The sequence below is a fragment of the Cupriavidus sp. F041 genome, assembly GCF_057814235.1.
Map to the genome: position 1 here is coordinate 43,935 of NZ_JBVASY010000001.1, position 16,576 is coordinate 60,510.

Annotated in this window: 14 protein-coding genes; 4 read left to right on the plus strand and 10 right to left on the minus strand. The window is 66.3% G+C overall.

The window, feature by feature from the left end:
• Positions 1-17: 17 nt before the first annotated feature.
• From ACZY0R_RS00220 to ACZY0R_RS00230, 3 genes are all read right to left on the minus strand, one after another.
• The gene (locus tag ACZY0R_RS00220) at positions 18-836 is read right to left on the minus strand and encodes an IclR family transcriptional regulator (RefSeq protein WP_488856610.1); all 819 of its coding nucleotides are present in this window, start codon (positions 834-836) and stop codon (positions 18-20) included.
• Between the two features lie 31 nt (positions 837-867).
• On the minus strand, positions 868-2,421 hold the full coding sequence (locus tag ACZY0R_RS00225; protein WP_488856611.1) for a class I adenylate-forming enzyme family protein: 1,554 nt from the start codon (positions 2,419-2,421) through the stop codon (positions 868-870).
• Between the two features lie 171 nt (positions 2,422-2,592).
• Positions 2,593-4,197: a methyl-accepting chemotaxis protein gene (locus tag ACZY0R_RS00230; protein WP_488856612.1), complete on the minus strand. Its 1,605-nt coding sequence runs from the start codon at positions 4,195-4,197 to the stop codon at positions 2,593-2,595.
• Positions 4,198-4,465: 268 nt separating this feature from the next.
• Between ACZY0R_RS00230 and ACZY0R_RS00235 the strand changes: the two genes are divergently transcribed.
• Positions 4,466-6,286, plus strand: a complete 1,821-nt coding sequence (locus ACZY0R_RS00235; RefSeq protein WP_488856613.1) for a phosphodiesterase — start codon at positions 4,466-4,468, stop codon at positions 6,284-6,286.
• Positions 6,287-6,307: 21 nt separating this feature from the next.
• Here ACZY0R_RS00235 and ACZY0R_RS00240 read toward each other — a convergent pair whose 3' ends face one another.
• The 4 genes from ACZY0R_RS00240 to ACZY0R_RS00255 all read right to left on the minus strand — a co-directional run bounded on the left by ACZY0R_RS00240 (position 6,308) and on the right by ACZY0R_RS00255 (position 9,638).
• The gene (locus ACZY0R_RS00240) at positions 6,308-7,033 is read right to left on the minus strand and encodes a response regulator transcription factor (protein WP_488856614.1); all 726 of its coding nucleotides are present in this window, start codon (positions 7,031-7,033) and stop codon (positions 6,308-6,310) included.
• Between the two features lie 16 nt (positions 7,034-7,049).
• Positions 7,050-7,298 (minus strand): hypothetical protein, encoded by a 249-nt coding sequence (locus ACZY0R_RS00245; RefSeq protein ID WP_488856615.1) that lies wholly within the window; start codon positions 7,296-7,298, stop codon positions 7,050-7,052.
• A 41-nt stretch (positions 7,299-7,339) separates the two neighbouring features.
• Positions 7,340-8,071, minus strand: a complete 732-nt coding sequence (locus tag ACZY0R_RS00250) for a hypothetical protein (protein ID WP_488856616.1) — start codon at positions 8,069-8,071, stop codon at positions 7,340-7,342.
• A gap of 547 nt (positions 8,072-8,618) precedes the next feature.
• Complete coding sequence (locus tag ACZY0R_RS00255) at positions 8,619-9,638, minus strand: aldo/keto reductase (RefSeq protein ID WP_488856617.1); 1,020 nt, start codon at positions 9,636-9,638, stop codon at positions 8,619-8,621.
• A gap of 173 nt (positions 9,639-9,811) precedes the next feature.
• Here ACZY0R_RS00255 and cls point away from each other — a divergent pair, with 173 nt between their 5' ends.
• Positions 9,812-11,245, plus strand: coding sequence for a cardiolipin synthase (gene cls / locus ACZY0R_RS00260; RefSeq protein ID WP_488856618.1), 1,434 nt, complete (start codon positions 9,812-9,814; stop codon positions 11,243-11,245).
• Between the two features lie 10 nt (positions 11,246-11,255).
• Here the strand turns inward: cls and ACZY0R_RS00265 are convergent, their stop codons facing one another.
• The 3 genes from ACZY0R_RS00265 to ACZY0R_RS00275 form a co-directional block, all read right to left on the minus strand.
• Positions 11,256-11,726, minus strand: coding sequence for an ion channel (locus tag ACZY0R_RS00265; protein WP_045238737.1), 471 nt, complete (start codon positions 11,724-11,726; stop codon positions 11,256-11,258).
• 360 nt (positions 11,727-12,086) lie between these two features.
• Positions 12,087-12,356 (minus strand): hypothetical protein, encoded by a 270-nt coding sequence (locus ACZY0R_RS00270; RefSeq protein ID WP_488856619.1) that lies wholly within the window; start codon positions 12,354-12,356, stop codon positions 12,087-12,089.
• 156 nt (positions 12,357-12,512) lie between these two features.
• On the minus strand, positions 12,513-13,538 hold the full coding sequence (locus ACZY0R_RS00275; RefSeq protein ID WP_488856620.1) for a sigma-54 interaction domain-containing protein: 1,026 nt from the start codon (positions 13,536-13,538) through the stop codon (positions 12,513-12,515).
• A 332-nt stretch (positions 13,539-13,870) separates the two neighbouring features.
• Between ACZY0R_RS00275 and ACZY0R_RS00280 the strand changes: the two genes are divergently transcribed.
• Complete coding sequence (locus tag ACZY0R_RS00280) at positions 13,871-15,280, plus strand: sigma-54-dependent transcriptional regulator (RefSeq protein WP_488856622.1); 1,410 nt, start codon at positions 13,871-13,873, stop codon at positions 15,278-15,280.
• A 146-nt stretch (positions 15,281-15,426) separates the two neighbouring features.
• On the plus strand, positions 15,427-16,278 hold the full coding sequence (locus ACZY0R_RS00285; protein WP_488856623.1) for a sensor histidine kinase: 852 nt from the start codon (positions 15,427-15,429) through the stop codon (positions 16,276-16,278).
• The last annotated feature ends 298 nt before the right edge of the window (positions 16,279-16,576 follow it).

The following is a 16,576-nucleotide window of genomic DNA, read 5'->3' on the forward strand; positions in this document are numbered from 1 at the left end:
AGGGCCGGGACCGGGGCTTAGCGGTCCTGTGCGCGGAGCACCGATTCGATCTCACGAATGCGCTCGACCAGTCGCGGGCGCACCTTCTCGAGCAATTGCGTGGCTGGCAGGATGGCCGTGGGGCCGCTGCAGGACAGCGTCATCGGCGGCAGCGCCGGGCCGGGGCGGAAGGCGGCGGCGATCGAATTGATGTCGGGCAGCCATTCGCCGAAGGATGTGGTGCAACCCAGGCGCTGTACGTCCGCGCGGCTGCGCTCGACGATGGCCTCGGCACTGGCGGCATCCATCCCGTCCTGGTGCCGGAAGGCAGCGAGGGCCTGGCGTTGTTCGCCAGCGGGCAGGGCCTCCAGATAGGCACGCCCGGCAGCCGAGGTCAGGCCGGAAATCCGCGTGCCGACCGCCACCCGCAACGTCAGGTATGACTCCGACTGGCAATTCTCGTAGATCAGCATCTGCGCGCGGTCGCGCACGATCAGTGAAGTCACGCCCTGTGACAGGTCGGCCAGCTCCTGCATATACGGCCGTACCACGGCGAGCACGTCGACGCCGCGCTGCGCCGCAGGCGCCAGCGCCAGCGCCGAACTGCCGAGCTGGTACTTGAGCTGCTCCGGGTCCGGCCGCAGGTAACCAAGCTCGGTCAGCGTATGCGTAAGGCGCGACACGGTCGACTTGGGCAGGCCGCAGCGTTGCGCCAGCTCGGCATTACCCAGGCGCGTCTCGAAGCTGCGGAAGCAGGCCAGCACGTCCAGGCCGCGCGCCAGCGCTGTCACGAAATGCCGGTCTTCCTTGTGCCGGGGCGCGTCGTCGGTCTGCGGGTCGCTCTGCGGTTCGGACATGCGGTGGCCTCGGCGGCGTGAGGGTTGTGCTTCAGCCCGCGCTGGCCAGCAGCTCGCGCAGTCTGGCCTTGAGGATCTTGCCCGACGGCGCGGCCGGCAGGTGGGCCACGACCCTGACCTCGGCTGGCATCTTGTAGGGCGACAGACGCTCGCGCAGGAAAGCGCGCAGGGCGGCCTGGTCCACTTCCATGCCGTCGCGCACTTCGATAAAGGCGATGACTTCCTCATTGCCTTCCACCGTGCGCCCGACCACTGCGGACTGCAGCACGGCCGGGTAGGCGTTGATCGATTGCTCGACTTCCTCGGGGTACACGTTGAAGCCGGAATGGATGATGATTTCCTTGGAGCGGCCCACGATGGACACCGCGCCGTCCGCGTCGATGCGGGCCAGGTCGCCGGTATGCAGCCAGCCGTCGGCATCGATCACCTGCGCCGTCAGGTCGGGGCGGCGGTAATAGCCCTTCATCACATTGGGGCCGCGCACCAGCAGTTCGCCGCTGCCGTCGGGCAGCGGCTCGCCCAGGCGAATCTCGACATCAGGCACGACCGGGCCCACCGAGCAGTCCGTGCGCGGGGCTTCCACCCGGGTCTGGCAGACCGTGGGCGAGGTTTCGGTCATACCGTAGCCGTTGTGCAGGATGATCCCGAAGCTGGCTTCGAAGGCGGCCTTGAGCGAGGCCGTCAGCGGCGCGCCGCCGGATTGCGCCATGCGCAGCGCGGGCGCCTGCAGCGGCGTGGCCTGGGCGCGGCTCCATTCGATCAGCTTGGCGTACATGGCGGGCACGCCGTGCAGCACGGTGAGTTGCTCCGCGACCAGCGCGTGCGCGAGTTTTTCCGGGCGGAAGCGCGGCTCGTAATAGACGGTGGCGCCGTTCGAGAGCGGGCCGACCAGCAGCACCGACAGCCCATAGACATGCGAGATCGGCAGCACGCCGTAGACCCGGTCACCCGGCTGCACGCGCGCCTGCATGCGGTTGGAGCGGCCAATGAACATCAGGTTGGCATGCGTCAGCATCACGGCCTTGGCGGCGCCGGTGGTGCCCGTGGTGTAGATCAGCGCCGCGACCTGGTCGCGCGCCGCCGCTTCCACCGGCTCGGCCACGGCGGCCTGGTCGGTCGCGCCCAGCAGCAGCCGGCCCACGTGCGGCCATTCGGCCGGCTGTGCGCCGCGTGCCAGGCCGTGCTCGCGCGCCTCGGGATGGGCGCTGTCGAGGTACAGTGCGATGCGCGCCCCGCAATGCTCGACGATGTTGTCGATCTCGCGGGCGGACAGGCGGGCGTTGACCGGCACGGCCCATGCATCGAGTGCGCTCAGCGCCAGGATCAGCACCGCGCAGCCCACGCTGTTCTCCGTCACCAGCACCACGCGATCGCCGCCGCGCACGCCCTGGGCCGCAAGGGCGCGGACAGTCTCGGCAATGGCGCCGTCCAGTTCGCCGTAGCGCAGCGACCGCTCGGCATCCATCAGCGCCACGCGCTCGGGATGGCTCTGGACCCAGGGGCCAAAGGTCTGGTGCAGGCGGGTAAACGAGGAGGAGGGGGCGGCAGCCGGCGCGTGCGCGCCGGACATGGTGGTGCTACTCATACAGTCTCCGGGTAAGGCTTCCGGCGTGGGCCGCCGGATTGTTCGATCGCCGGATATTCCCACCGATCGCCTTGCGCGTCAACTGCACGGTGGAACTACAGTTCTGCATTGCAGAACTATAGTTCGATTGCCATGACATTCGCCACTCAGGCCGCCTCCCGACGGCCGCCCTCAGAACCGGAAGCGAGCGACCCCGGCCGCCAGCCCGGCCGCTTGCTGGTCGAGGCTGGCGGCCTGCGCCGTGACGGCTTCCACGAGTTCTGCGTTCTGCCGGGTGGTCTGGTCGAGCTGGGCCACGGCCTCGCCGACCGAGCGGATGCCGCGCGCCTGTTCGTCCGCCACGCCGCAAAGCCGTTCGGCCAGAGCATGGCTTTGAGCCACCGCCTGCTCGATGCCGCCCATCGCGCTGACCACTTGCCCGCTCAGGCGCGCCCCGCGGGCGATCTCCTCGCTGGCGTGGCCAATGGTGGCGCGAATCTCGCGCGCGGAGGTTGCGCTGCGCTGCGCCAGCCCGCGCACTTCCTGGGCCACTACCGCGAAGCCGCGCCCGGCCTCGCCCGCGCGCGCGGCTTCCACGGCGGCGTTGAGCGCCAGGATATTGGTCTGGAAGGCGATGCTCTCGATCACCTCGACCATTTCCGTGATGCTGCGCGAGTGCTGGTTCACCGCCTCCATGGTGCCGCTCATCTGGCCGACCACCGCCATGCCAGCGTCGGTGGCTTCGCGTGCCCGGAGCGCCATCGCGCTGGATTCGGTGGCCTGCGCGTGGGCCTGCCCGACCAGCGCAGTAAGGCGCGCCACGCTGTCGGCGGCGCCGGCCAGCGCGGCAACCTGCAGCGCGGTGCGGCGGGACAGATCCTGGTTGCCATGGGCAATGCCTTCGCTGGCCGCGGCGATTTCGGCTCCGGAAAGCTGGATGCCTTCCAGTACGCCGGCCAACTGGTCGCGCATGCGTGCCAGCAGGCACATCAGGCTGTGCTCGTCGCCCGCTCGCACGCGCACCGGCTGCTGCAAATCCCCCGAGGCGATGCGGCTCGCCACCTTGGCCGCGTCGGCCGGTTCGCCGCCCAGTTCCGAGAGCAGCAGGCGCGAAGCAAACCAGGCCAGCGCGGCCGCCGCCGCCAGGCTCGCCACCAGCATGGCCCCCATCACGGCCTGGGCCCGCAACTGGCTGGCGGCCACCGTGGCGACCGTATCGGCGGCCTGTCGCTCCTGCTGCTTGCGGGTGACTTCGACCAGCCCGGCCAGCTTTTGCAGCTGTTCGCCCAGGAAATGGCCCTCGACCGAGACCGAACTGTCGAACTGCAACGCATCGAGCGGCTGCTTGCGCAGCAGGGCGACGTAATCCCGCAGCATTGCGGCGGCACTGTCGCGCTCCTGCTGCAACGCCGGAGCCTGCGCGGGCGCCGCATTGCGAACGATCGACAGGGCCTGGTCGAGGCCGCCGAGGGCGCTATCGATATCGGCCACCGCGCCATCGCGCTCGCTGCCGCTGGTGGCCATGGTCAGCGCCAGCTGGGCACGGCCAAGCCGGGCCAGCGCCGATTGCGCGCGTTCCGCGGCGATGGCGCCCTGCATATCTCGCTGGTAAAGCGTATCTGTCATCTGCTTGACCGAAACCAGGCTGAAAATGCCCGTCAGCCCGACCACGGCACCAAACACGTAGACCAGCGCGAACGCGGCGCACATGCGCGCGGCAAGCGGAAGCCGGCCCAGCCAGGACGGGATGCGCCAGCCCATGCGGCGTGGAAGACTGAGTTTGATGGTTTGCGACACGTTGAGACTCCGATGGACCGGGCGGTCCACTTGCTGACCCTGGGGATCCGCCATCCCGCGCTTGCGGCGGGCGGCGGCGTGGATTCTATTTGCCTCGTATCCTGGCCGGCGGCTGTGACGCATCCATGACATCCCGGCCGCCCGAGGGGGTAATCTCTTTTGTCATACGGGTGACATATTTTTGACATGAAATAAAGGGAGAGCCACTTCGGCTCACCATTTGTTCACGCCTGGCGCCGCGCCTTTCCACGTCACGTTCACTCCGTCAATGCAGATTGCCTCTCCCCTGGCCGGCACGCCCGTGCCGCGGCTGCGCTTGCCGCCGCTGCACGCCGTCTTCCAGCCTATCGTGGCCTTCGGCACTGGCGAGATCCTGGGCTATGAGGCATTGGTTCGCGGCCCGTCCAACTCGCCGCTCGCCATGCCGGACGCTTTGTTCGGCCTCGCCCGCAACGAGGCCGAGACCGTCCAGATCGAACTCCAGGCGGCGCGCACCGGACTATCCGGTTGCCTGGCGCGCGGCTTGCGCGGCAAACTGTTCCTCAACTTCAGCGCCATGGCGCTGCGTTACCTGCTGGCCGAAGACGGCCGCGCGATGCGGGCACTGGTGGCGGACAGCATCGCGCCGAAGCGGGTGGTGATCGAGGTCACCGAACAGACCCCTATTGAGGACGCCGAGCGTTTTGGCCAGGCCATGGCCGTGCTGCATGCGTTGGGCATGCAATACGCGCTGGACGATTTCGGCACCGGCCACGCCAATCTCGACCGGCTGATCCACCTTGCGCCGCACTTCACCAAGCTGGACAAGTCGCTGGTGCGCGGCATCGGTAGCTGCTCGCGCCGGCTCGAGGTCGTGCGCACGGTGCTGGCCCTGGTGAAGGCGCTGGGTGGCGCGGTGATCGCCGAAGGCATCGAGGACGCCGACGAGCTGGCGGTGCTGCGCGACCTGGGCGTGCCCTTCGGCCAGGGTTATTACCTCGGACGGCCGGAGCCGCAGCCGCTGCGGGAAGTCGGGCAGCAGGCCCGCCAGGCGCTGGTGTCCAGGCAGATCGCCGTGTTTCCGCAGGCCGTACGCTCGGCGCATCCCGGCGTGTCGGCGGGCAAGCTGCTGCGGTCCGCTCCCGCCGTGAGCCCGGCCACCAGCAACAACGAACTGCTGGCGCTCTTTCACGCGCATGCGGGACTGCACGCGGTGGCGGTGGTGAGCGAGGACGACACACCGCTTGCCATCGTCAACCGGCACTACTTCATCGACCGCTTCGCGGTGCCGTTCCATCGGGAGCTGTATGGCAAGAAGGCCTGCATCGGCATGGCCAATCGCGCGCCGCTCTGTTTCGACTTGAGCGCGAGCATCGAGGAAATGGCGCAGGCGCTGTCGGGCGAGGACCAGCGTCCGCTGGCCGACGGCTTCATCATCACCGAGCGGGGGCGCTACGCCGGCCTTGGCACCGGCGCCGACCTGATCCGCGCGGTGACGGAGATCCGCATGGAGGCGGCGCGCTACGCCAACCCGCTGACCTTCCTGCCGGGCAACATGCCCCTGAACCGCCATATCGATCGCCTGATCGAGGCAGGCGTGGAGTTCCATGCCTGTTATGTGGACCTCAACCATTTCAAACCCTACAACGACCAGTACGGCTACTGGAAGGGCGACGAAATGCTGAAGGGAGCGGCCGCCATCCTCACGCAAACTTGCGATCCCACGCGGGATTTCCTGGGCCATGTGGGAGGAGACGATTTCCTGGTGCTATACCAGAGCCCCGACTGGGCGGAACGCACGCGCTCGGCGATTGCGCGTTTCAATCGTGCGGCACGCGAGATGTATGACGACGCCGACCGCGCGGCCGGCGGCATCCATGGGGAAGATCGCCGCGGGCAGGCCATGTTCTTCCCCACCGTGTCGATGGCTGCTGGCGCGGTGCGGGTCGGGCCATGGGTGCTGGAAGGCATTGCCGGGCTGCCCCGCCTGGGCAGCAGCCATATCGGCGCGGCAGCGGCCATGGCCAAGCGCGAAGCCAAGAAGGCCGCCAGCGGTTTTGCCGTGATCGACCTGCGCGACCTCATGCAATGCAGCCGGCCTGGGGCCTGACGGACGCCGCCGCGGCAGCGGTCAGCCGAACCCTTGGGAGCTCGGCGCGGCCAGCCCCGGACCGGTTTGATCGAGACGATAGCCCTGGGCATAGATCACGGTGAGGACCAGGCCGTTGCGGGGACAGAGCCGCAGCGTGCGGCGCAGGCGCGAAACCAGGCTCGCCAGCGCGCGCGACGACGGCGGCAGCGGGTAGCCCCATATCGCCAGCTCGATATGCGTGTGCGATAGGACGCGTCCGACATTGGAAAACAGCAGCGAGGCGAGATCGAACTCCTTGGGCGTCAGCGGCAGCCGCCGGCCCTGGAATACGGCCTGGTGAGAGAGGCAATCCAGTGCGTAAGGGCCGACCTTGATGGCACGATCAAGCGATTGCCGGCGCGAGGCAGTGCGGCGCTGCAGCGCATGCAGCCGGGCCACCAGTTCCCGTGAGCGCAGGGGGCGGATCATGTAGTCATCGGCGCCGGCCTGCAGGGTATTGACGACGGAGTCTTCGTCTCGCCGGCTGGAGAGCACCATGACGGGCACCTCGCAGCGCCAGGCGCCACATACCGCGCGCACGGCATCCACGGCGGGCATGTCCGCCAGTTCGTGGTCGATCAGCAGGACGTCGTACCCGGCCTGAGCGATGCCATCGAAGAGTGCCTGGCTTGCTTGGTAGGTGTTGCAGTACAGGCCGGCGCGCGACAGGGAGTCTGCAATGGCCTTGGCCTGAACCGATAAGTCCGCTAGCAGTGCGATCTTCATAGAATCGTCATAAGCGTTACGCAGGTTTGATGGTGGCGAACCGATCCGTCTCAGGCGCGGCCTGCGCCTGGTCGAAGAGAAGTTCTTCCAGGCGCAGCTTGGCGATCTGAAGCTTCAGGTGCCCGATCCCGGTCGCCGAGGCCAAGAGCCCGGACTCGAGCAAAGCGATGCGCTCGTTGAGTTCGCCTGGCATTTCGGCATGCGCGCGCCCCATCGCCTGCAAGGCATGGATGTTGGTGGGAAGGAATGCGGCGGCGAAAAGCATGTCGCGAGTTTACTGGCGGCATGGCGCCAATAAAATCGGACTTATCCTAAATGGAGGGTGTAGGGCGCAATGCAGCGTGAATCCGCAAGCTCCGCCGGACTCTTCCCAATACGGGATTGGCGTGATCCCAACGTCTCCCGGCATTGCGCATGGCCGTGCAAACGCAGCGCGGATTGCTGCGACGCACGTACACAATTTGTCCACAATTGCCAGATCGCGTTATCCACAGTTTGTGTGGATAACCAAGTCCGGTGCGTCGCGTTCGCCCAGTAGTGGCGGTTGTGCATCGGTCTGCCTAATTTTTGGACAGTACCGTGGGGCGACGGCCAGCGGGTGACAGTTGCCAGGGGCGAGCTCAGCGCGCTTGCGCGCGCAGCAGCAATCACGGCAGGGTGGCCATGCCATGCAAGAGCAAGCCCAGATAAAGAAGGGCGCCGAGCCAGCGCCCCGGTCAGTCCTGCCCAGGCGAAGCCGCCCCAGCGCCGGCCGTCGCTCATGGCGCCCAGGGCGATGGTGGCGGAAAAGATCAGCCCGAACAGCAGCGCCTGCCGCTGGCCCTGCCAGTCGCCGTCGCGATGGATGTAGTGGATCACGGTGGCGAACAGCAGCAGGCCGCCCAGGCCGATCAGGAGGTCCGGCATGGGCCAGCGCTGTGCGGAATTTCCCGCAGCCTTGCCGGCAGGGGCGCCGATCAGGCGCAGCAACGGCAGGTTGCTGGCCAGCAGCGGGTTGTCGCTGTGCGGCGTGCCTGGCACGCCGTAGTGCAGCGGCACGTCCTCCAGCCTAGGCTGGAAGGTGCCGAACAGCTTGTCCCACCAGAGGAAGGCTTTTGGCGGACTAGCTCTCGCGGCCCCCCACCCGCGGATAGCGAGTGGAGACAGGAGACAGGAGACAGGAGACAGGAAGTTTAAGCCCCCAAATTCCAACGACCCGCAACGTCGTCAAACTCCCGATTTGGTGTAGCCGTGTTTACCGCCCGCGGGGCGGCAAACACCGTCCCGCGATGCGAAGCGAGCCGTGAAGGTGTAGCCGTATGGGGCGCCTCGGGATCCGGCGAAAAGAGCGGAAAAGAGGGACCCATGTTTGAGTATCGCCTTAAGGCGATGCGAGTTTGGGTCCCGGCCGCTCTTTTTGCCGGATCCCGAGGGGATGTCGCCCCATCCGGCGCGCCTTCTTTGCCTACTTTCTTGGCAAGACAAGAAAGTAGGTCGCCTCCCCGAAGGGGAGGTGAAACTGCCTTTGATTTTGACTTTGACTTTGAAGACTTTGATTTGGACTTTGACGTTAAGCAGCCAACATTAAACCCAAAGTTAAACCCACCTACCTAACCGGCCGCCCAATCAACGGATAATTCGGATCGTTATACCCATGCGTAGAAGCATGCCCCGGCCTGACCAACCCATCCACCAACACCTCCTCCTCCCCCGAAACCCCCACCCCCACCGCCCCAAAATAATCCTCGAACTGCGCCAGCGTCCTCGGCCCTGCAATCACCGAACTGACAATAGGATTAGCCAGCACCCACGCCGTAGCGAACTGCCCCAGCTTGAGTCCGCGCGCCTCGGCGTGCGTCTTCAGAGTCTGCGCGATCACCAGCGATTCCTCGCGGAATTCAGTCTCCATCATGCGGCGATCGGCGCGGCCCGCGCGCGAATCTTCCGGAGGTTGCTGGCCGGGCAGGTACTTGCCGGTCAGCACGCCACGCGCAATCGGGCTGTAAGGCACCACGCCGAGTCCGAAATGCTGGCAGGCCGGCAGGATTTCCACCTCGGGCATGCGATTGAGCAGGTTGTAATAGGGCTGGCAGACAACCGGACGCGGCACGCCCAACTGATCGCACAGCCGCGCGATCTCGGCGATACGCCAGCCGCGGAAGTTCGACACCGCCCAGTACCGGATCTTCCCCGCGCGAACCAGATCCCCCATCGCGCGCACGGGTTCCTCGAGGTTTTCACCGGGGTAGTCGCGATGGAGGTAGAGGATGTCGAGGTAATCGGTCCCCAGGCGGCGCAGGCTTTCCTCCGTCTCGCGCAGGATCCACACGCGCGAGTAACGCGAATGATTGGGCGCGGCCTGCATCGGGTTGCCGAGCTTGCTGGCCAGGATCCAGTCATGGCGGTCGGCGGCCAGCAGCTTGCCCACCATGCGCTCGGAGCCCCCCTTGCTGTAGACATCCGCGGTGTCGATGAAGTTGACGCCGTGCGCGCGGGCGCTGTCCACGATGCGGCCAGCCTCGGCTTCGTCGGTCTGGTCGGCGAACATCATGGTGCCCAGGCACAGCACCGATACCTTCAGGTTGCTGGCGCCCAGGCGCCGGTATTCCATCTTGAACTCTGACATTGCGTTCTTCCTTAATGCGGCGAGGGGAGGCCGGGTGCGAAAGCCTCAGAGCTTACCCCTTGCGAAGAAATCCTGCCTGCCGCACCAGCAGGCAATGCCCTCGGGCCGCGCCTATGCCAGAATGCTAGCCATTGTGATCCGGCGCCGCCGGGCGAAATCTAAATCCGACGACCATGCTCAGCCCATCCCTAATCGCGGCGATCGTGCTGGTGTTTCATATCCTCGGCGTCATCGCCGCCCTGCATGCGGTGATGACGGTGCGCACCGCCCCCGGCGCCATTGCGTGGGCGGGCTCGCTGGTGATGATGCCGTACTTCACCCTGATTCCGTACCTGATCCTGGGCAGCAGCAACTTTGCCGGCTACGTCAATGCGCGCCGCTTCAACAACGACCGGCTGCGCGAGGTGACGCACGACATGGATGCCAGCGAGCGCGAGGCACGCGATGCCTGCGTGGTGCATTCGCCCTCCCAGGCTTGCCTGCGCGCCTTGCCCCGGCTGACCGGCATGCCATGCCTGGCCAACAACGCCGTGCGGCTGCTGGTCAACGGCGAGGCAACCTTCGCCGCGATCTTCGCTGCCATTGCCGCCGCGAAGAAGGTAGTCATCGTGCAGTTTTTTATCGTCCATGACGATGATCTGGGCCAGGAGTTGCAGCGGTTGCTGTGCGAGCGGGCCGCCGCGGGTGTCAAGGTGTATTTCCTTTACGACAGCATCGGCTCGCATGCGCTGCCGGGCGGCTATGTCAAGCGCCTGCTGGCGGCAGGGGTCGAGGCGCGCGCCTTTGCCACGCGCAAGGGCTTCGTCAATCGTTTCCAGCTGAACTTCCGCAACCATCGCAAAGTCGTGGTGGTGGACGGCGAATGCGCGTTTACCGGCGGGCATAACGTCGGCGACGAGTACATGGGCCTGCAACCGCCGCTGGCGCCGTGGCGCGATACCCATATCGAGCTCCGTGGCAGCGCCGTGCTCGATATCCAGATGGTATTCGCCGAGGACTGGTACTGGGCCGCGCGCGAAGTGCCGATGCTGCTGCCGCCGCCGACCGCTGTCGCCGGCGCCATGACCTGCCAGGTGGTTCCGTCAGGTCCGGCCGACGCGCAGGAAACTTGCTCCCTGTTCTTCGTCGAGGCGATCCAGGCGGCGCGCTGGCGGGTGTGGATCACCAGCCCGTACTTCGTGCCGGACGAAGCGGTATTCGCCGTACTGAGGCTGGCGGTGCTGCGCGGGGTGGATGTGCGCATCCTGTTGCCGGCGCGGCGCGACCATCTGGTGGTCTTCGCCGCCTCGACGCTGTACGCCTACCGGGCCATCTGCGCCGGCGTCAAGATCTATCGCTACCAGCCGGGCTTCCTGCACCAGAAGGTCATCCTGATCGACGACGAGGCCGCGGCGGTGGGCAGCGCCAATCTCGACAATCGCTCGTTCCGGCTGAATTTCGAGTTGATGGTGATGACCGCCGACCACGGTTTCGCCGCCAGCGTGGCGCAAATGCTGGAGCAGGATTTCGCGCTGGCGCGGCGGATCGACCGCAACGAGTACATCGGCGGGTCCAGCTTGCGCAGGGTGGCAATGCATGTGGCATCCCTGTTCGCGCCGATTCTCTAGTGTCCGGCGGCTATACCTCGGCCTGCGCGGCCTGTTTCGAAGTGCCAGTCTGCCAGTCGCGCCGCATGATGATGTATGTGAATGAGGTCGACCAGCCGATCAGGATCAGGCCCACCAGCGGCTCGATACTGGCGATCAGGCGCGTGGCCCCGACCGGCGAGATGTCTCCGAGGCTCTGCGTGGTGAAGGTTTCCAGCGAGAAATAAAAGTACACGATGGGCGCGATCGGGCCCGGGCCGGACAGCCCGCCCAGTCCCAGCGCGGAGCCCGACAACCAGTACCCGACCGCGAACACCAGGGCTTCCAGGATATGGGCAACGATGATGCATACGATCAGCACGCCCACATTGACGCGCCCGGTCCAGCGGCGGGGATTCATCCCCGACAACAAGCGCAGGGCCTCGTAATGCATGGCGACGACGGTCACTGTCAGGACGCTGGCGCAGGCCAGGGCCAGCAGGTCGTCGGTAGTGATTCCCATAAGCTTCCCTCGTCAGGCCGGGACCGCCGCCGGTCACGGCACGCTCACAAACTGCTTGGAATGTAATGGGGGATCACCAGGAAAGCCAGCCCGCGGACGATGCACGGCCAAAGGGAAAGCGGCGGCGCGACCAGGCCACCGTGGGACCGGGCAAGGGAAATTTTTGCCATAGTTCCTCGGCAGCAGCCCGGTAGATCCGGTGAAAAGTGCCGTATTCGGCATCATAGGGACGAGAGTGCGAACTGCCGTGCACCTGGAACCTTGCCTCTCAGGATGAAGTGGACGTCCCAGACATCGAAAGCCTGGCCCGGCACGCCGGACTGCGCACCTGCCGAATCAAAGCGGCCTGGTCAGGCCGGCTCAATCAAACTCTACATAGATCTCGCCGCGCGGGCCGTCATAGCCCAGGCGCGGTAACTTGCCGTGCTCGCGGCTGGAGCGGGCGAGAGCGCGGAGCTCAGCCTTGCGGGTGGGCTCGCGCAGCATGCGACGGGCACCGGTGCTGATTTCGACGGGGCCGCACTCCGGGTTATTGCACTCGAACCGCACCCACTGCCCGTAGCTGCCGCGACGGGGCTGGGCTTTGGCCTCAGCGCCGCAAAGAGGACAGATTTCTTGTTTTTCCTTCATAGGCTGATTCTATCGTCGAGACCATGCCGGACATTGCAAACAAGTGTGCGCAGTCCAGTGCCGCGCGGCTGCCCCTCTTCCGGGGGGGATCGCCGGACGCGAGGTGAGTGCTTCTCACGGTGCAGGCAACAGCCGCGCCACCGGCAGGCAGGCGAATCAACCCGCGCGGTACGCGTCGAGCCGGTTGTACAGCGTCTTGAGACTGATGCCCAGCGATTGGGCTGCCTGCCGCTTGTCGCCGTCGAAGCGCGCCAGCGTGGCCAGGATGATCTCGCGCTGGGCGTCGGCCAGCGACGTCCCGATGCGCACGTTGACGAAACCGTTCAGCGTCGCGGGGCGGGGCGGCTGGGTAGAGATATTGGGGTTGGCGATATCGACGACACGGTCGGCCAGGATAAAGGCACGGTAGATGGTGTTCTTCAGTTCGCGCACGTTGCCGGGCCAGCCGTAATGCCGCAGGCGTTCCAGGGCGGTGGAAGCGAAGGTCTTCTCCGTCCCCTCCATGGCATTGAATTCCGTAAGGAAGTGCCCGGCCAGTTGCGCGATGTCCTCGCCGCGCTCGCGCAGCGGCGGAATGTGCAAGGGAAACACGGCGAGCCGGTAGAGCAGGTCTTCGCGCAACTGGCCGGCGCGCACGGCTTCGACCGGATCGCGGTTGGTGGCGGCGAGAATCCTCACGTCGCACACGATCTGCGCGTCGCCGCCCACGCGGTGGAAGGTGCGCGTCTCCAGCACCCGCAGCAGCTTGATCTGCATGTCGGGCGCCATCTCCGTAACTTCATCGAGGAACAGCGTGCCGCCGCGTGCCTGCTCGAAGTACCCGTCCTTTTGCTGGATGGCGCCGGTAAAACCGCCTTTCTCGTGGCCGAACAATTCCGACTCGATCAGCGTTGCGGGAATCGCGCCGCAATTGACCGCGATGAACGGCCCGGCCCGGCGGGCGCTGCGGTCGTGCACGGCACGCGCCACCAGTTCCTTGCCGGTGCCGCTCTCGCCAACCGCCAGCATCGTGACCTCGGTAGCGGCCACGCGGTCGATCTGCGTCAGCAGTTGCTGCATGACGGGCGAAGAACTCTGCCACAGCAACGCCGTGGGCCCGCCCGGGACAGCGTCACGGCGCGGCGCACCGCCGGCCGGCGCGGCGGGACGAGGGGAAGGGGCAGGGGGATCGCAACTTGTCATCGGCAACCAAGGGAGGGTTTCAGCCTAATCCTATCGCCTGCGTTGACCTGAAGCCACTGTTTTGATCGGCTGGCACGCGTTCGTGCATTTGGTCCGATCCGCGCGTGAAGTTGTCAGACGGACACTGGTACCGGTGCCGGTGACGCCTGCCTAGAATAAGACGTATCCCCGGATTCACCCTTGGCGCCGAGGCGCATGCTCGCCGTGTTCAGACATAGGGCCCGCGTTGTGTTTGCCGTCGCCCGCATGGAACATGCCCGAACGACGCACCCGGATTGCCCGCGGTCCCCGCGGCGCATCTGGTGGCGTTGTACGCTGCCGATACGGAATATATGCCTCACATTCTGATCGTCGATGACGATGAAAATACCTGTGCTGCACTGTCGGAGATCGCGGCGGCTGAAGGCTTTACATCCGCCACAGCCGGCGATCTGCGCGAGGCCTGCCTGCAAATCGGCTGGCAGATGCCCGATGCCGTGCTGGCCGACCTGAAGCTGCCCGACGGCAACGGCATGGACCTGTTCAATGAGGTCGGCACCGCAGGCGTCGAAGTGATCCTCATGACCGGCTACGCCAGCGTGGAATCCGCTGTCGACGCCTTGCGCCGGGGTGCAACCGACTACCTGGTCAAGCCGATCAACGTGACACGGCTGTGCACCATCCTGAAACGCATCGCCACCACTGGCGACCTCAAGGCAGAGATCCATTCGCTGCGCGGCGAGTTGCGCCGCTACGGCCGTTTCGGGCGGCTGCTCGGCAGCTCGGAGGCCATGCAGGTGGTCTATGACCAGCTTGGCAAGGTTGCACCTACCGAGGCCACCGTGCTGCTGGTGGGAGAGAGCGGCACCGGCAAGGAGCTGGCCGCGCAGACGCTGCACGAGCTATCGGCCCGCCGGCGCCAGCCTTTCCTGCCGGTCAACTGCGGCGCCATTTCTCCCACGCTGATCGAATCCGAGATGTTCGGCCACGAGCGCGGCAGCTTCACTGGCGCCGAGCGCCAGCACAAGGGCTACTTCGAGCGGGCCGACGGCGGCACGCTTTTTCTCGATGAAATTACCGAGATGCCTATCGAACTGCAGGTCAAGCTGCTGCGCGTGCTGGAATCCGGCGCCTTCATGCGGGTCGGCACTAACCGCGAACTGCATGCCGACGTGCGCGTGGTGGCCGCCACCAACCGCAATCCGGAAGAAGCCGTGACCGACGGCAAGCTGCGCGCCGACCTCTATCACCGGCTCAATGTATTCCCGATCGAATTGCCGCCGCTGCGCGCGCGTGGCGACGATGTGGTGCAGATCGCCAATACGCTGCTGGAACAGATGAACGGCGAGCACGGCACCCAGCGCCGCTTCGCACCGGAACTGTTGGACAGCCTGTTACTGCATGCGTGGCCGGGCAATGTGCGCGAGCTGCGCAACTTCGTGCAGCGGGCCTACATCATGGCCGACCGGGACTTGATTGCCGATGCCCATGTGCCGCTGCAGGTGGCGGCGGCGAACCCGGCCGCCACCGCCGTGGTGTCGGTGCCGGTGGGCATATCCCTGGCGGACGCCGATCGCCAGTTGATCTTTGCCACGCTGGAGCAATGCTCCGGCGTAAAGAAGCATGCCGCCGAGATCCTCGGCATCAGCCTGAAGACCTTGTATAACCGCCTGGAGGAATATGCCTCGAAAGGCGAGCTACCCGAGTGGCTGCGAGCCAATGGCGCGGGCGCCGCGCAGAACGGAACCACGGCGTCGAACTAACGTGCGGTGCGCGTGGTCCGGCACGCGTCAAGCCTGCCGGACAAGTGCCTGATTGCGGCTTTGGTCCGCGCGCATGCGGCGGTTCCGCCGCGCGGTATGCTAATTGCATGGCAACCGGGTGAGCACGCCGCCCGCACAAGGTACCGATGTCGCAGCAACACAACTCCTCCGAAGACCCCGGCGCACCCGGCCAACCCGCGTCCCGCGACTCGCATGAAACGCATGAAGCATGCGAGCCACGGGAACCGGTCCAAAGCAGCGCCGAAGTCGCCACGCTGATCGGCCAGGTCGCACATGACCTGCGCTCCGCGCTCAACGGGGTGCAGAGCTGGGCCTATGTGCTGGACCACTCGCTGGACATGCCACCCACCTCGGCGCAGCGCGCGCTGGCCGGTATCCGCACCGGCATGCTGCAGCAGCTAGGCCTGATCGAACACATGGAAGAGGCCGTCGCGCTGCTCACGGACGACAGCCCGCCGCAATGGCAACGCGTGGATCTGCTGGCGGCGCTGGAAGCGGCCATGGACGCGGCACGCTCCATGGCGCAAGCGCGTGCCGTGAACCTCGCGGCGGCACATGTGGACAGCCCGGATGGCACCTCATCGAACCACGCATTGGTAATCGATGCCGACCCGCGCCGCCTCGAACCGCTGCTGCGTTATCTGCTGGTGCATTGCATCCGCCACGCGCGCAACGCCGATACGGTCGAAGCACACCTGAAGCCAGAAGCGGGCCGCATCCGCCTGCGGATCACCGAGAACCGGGCTCCCAGCGACGCCCGCAGGGACGAGCGCGTCGCCGTGCTATCCGACTTCTTCAGCAGGCGCCCCCCCGATGGCGGCGCATCGGCGCCGCGCCAGGGTACCGCGTTGCTGCTGGCAAGGCGGCTCGTGGAAACTCAGGGCGCGCACATCGTGGCGGAAGGACAGGGGTGCTCCACGGACAGTGGATCCGTATGCGTCGCAGTGAGTTTCCCGGTCCATGCGGAGCGGGGCTGACCTAGCCCGGACCCCGTAGTTTTTACCGGTTTCGGCATAAAGTGCATGGTGCCCGCATGCGCGGGCATCGTCTTTTTTGCATGCCGTTGTGCCTTGCGTGGCGGATCGGCGGCTCCCGCAGGCTGGAGTTCGCTGATTCCAGCAGAGGCAGCCACACGGCCGTCACAGGCGGAGCCCCGGTGTTCTGCGTCCACTCAGGCGCGCTGCGGCGGGGGCGCTGGCAAATCCCCTGGAGGCGGGTCGCTGACAGGCGCCGGGGGATCGGGATCGGGCACTGCCGGTTGTGGAACGTCGGGGT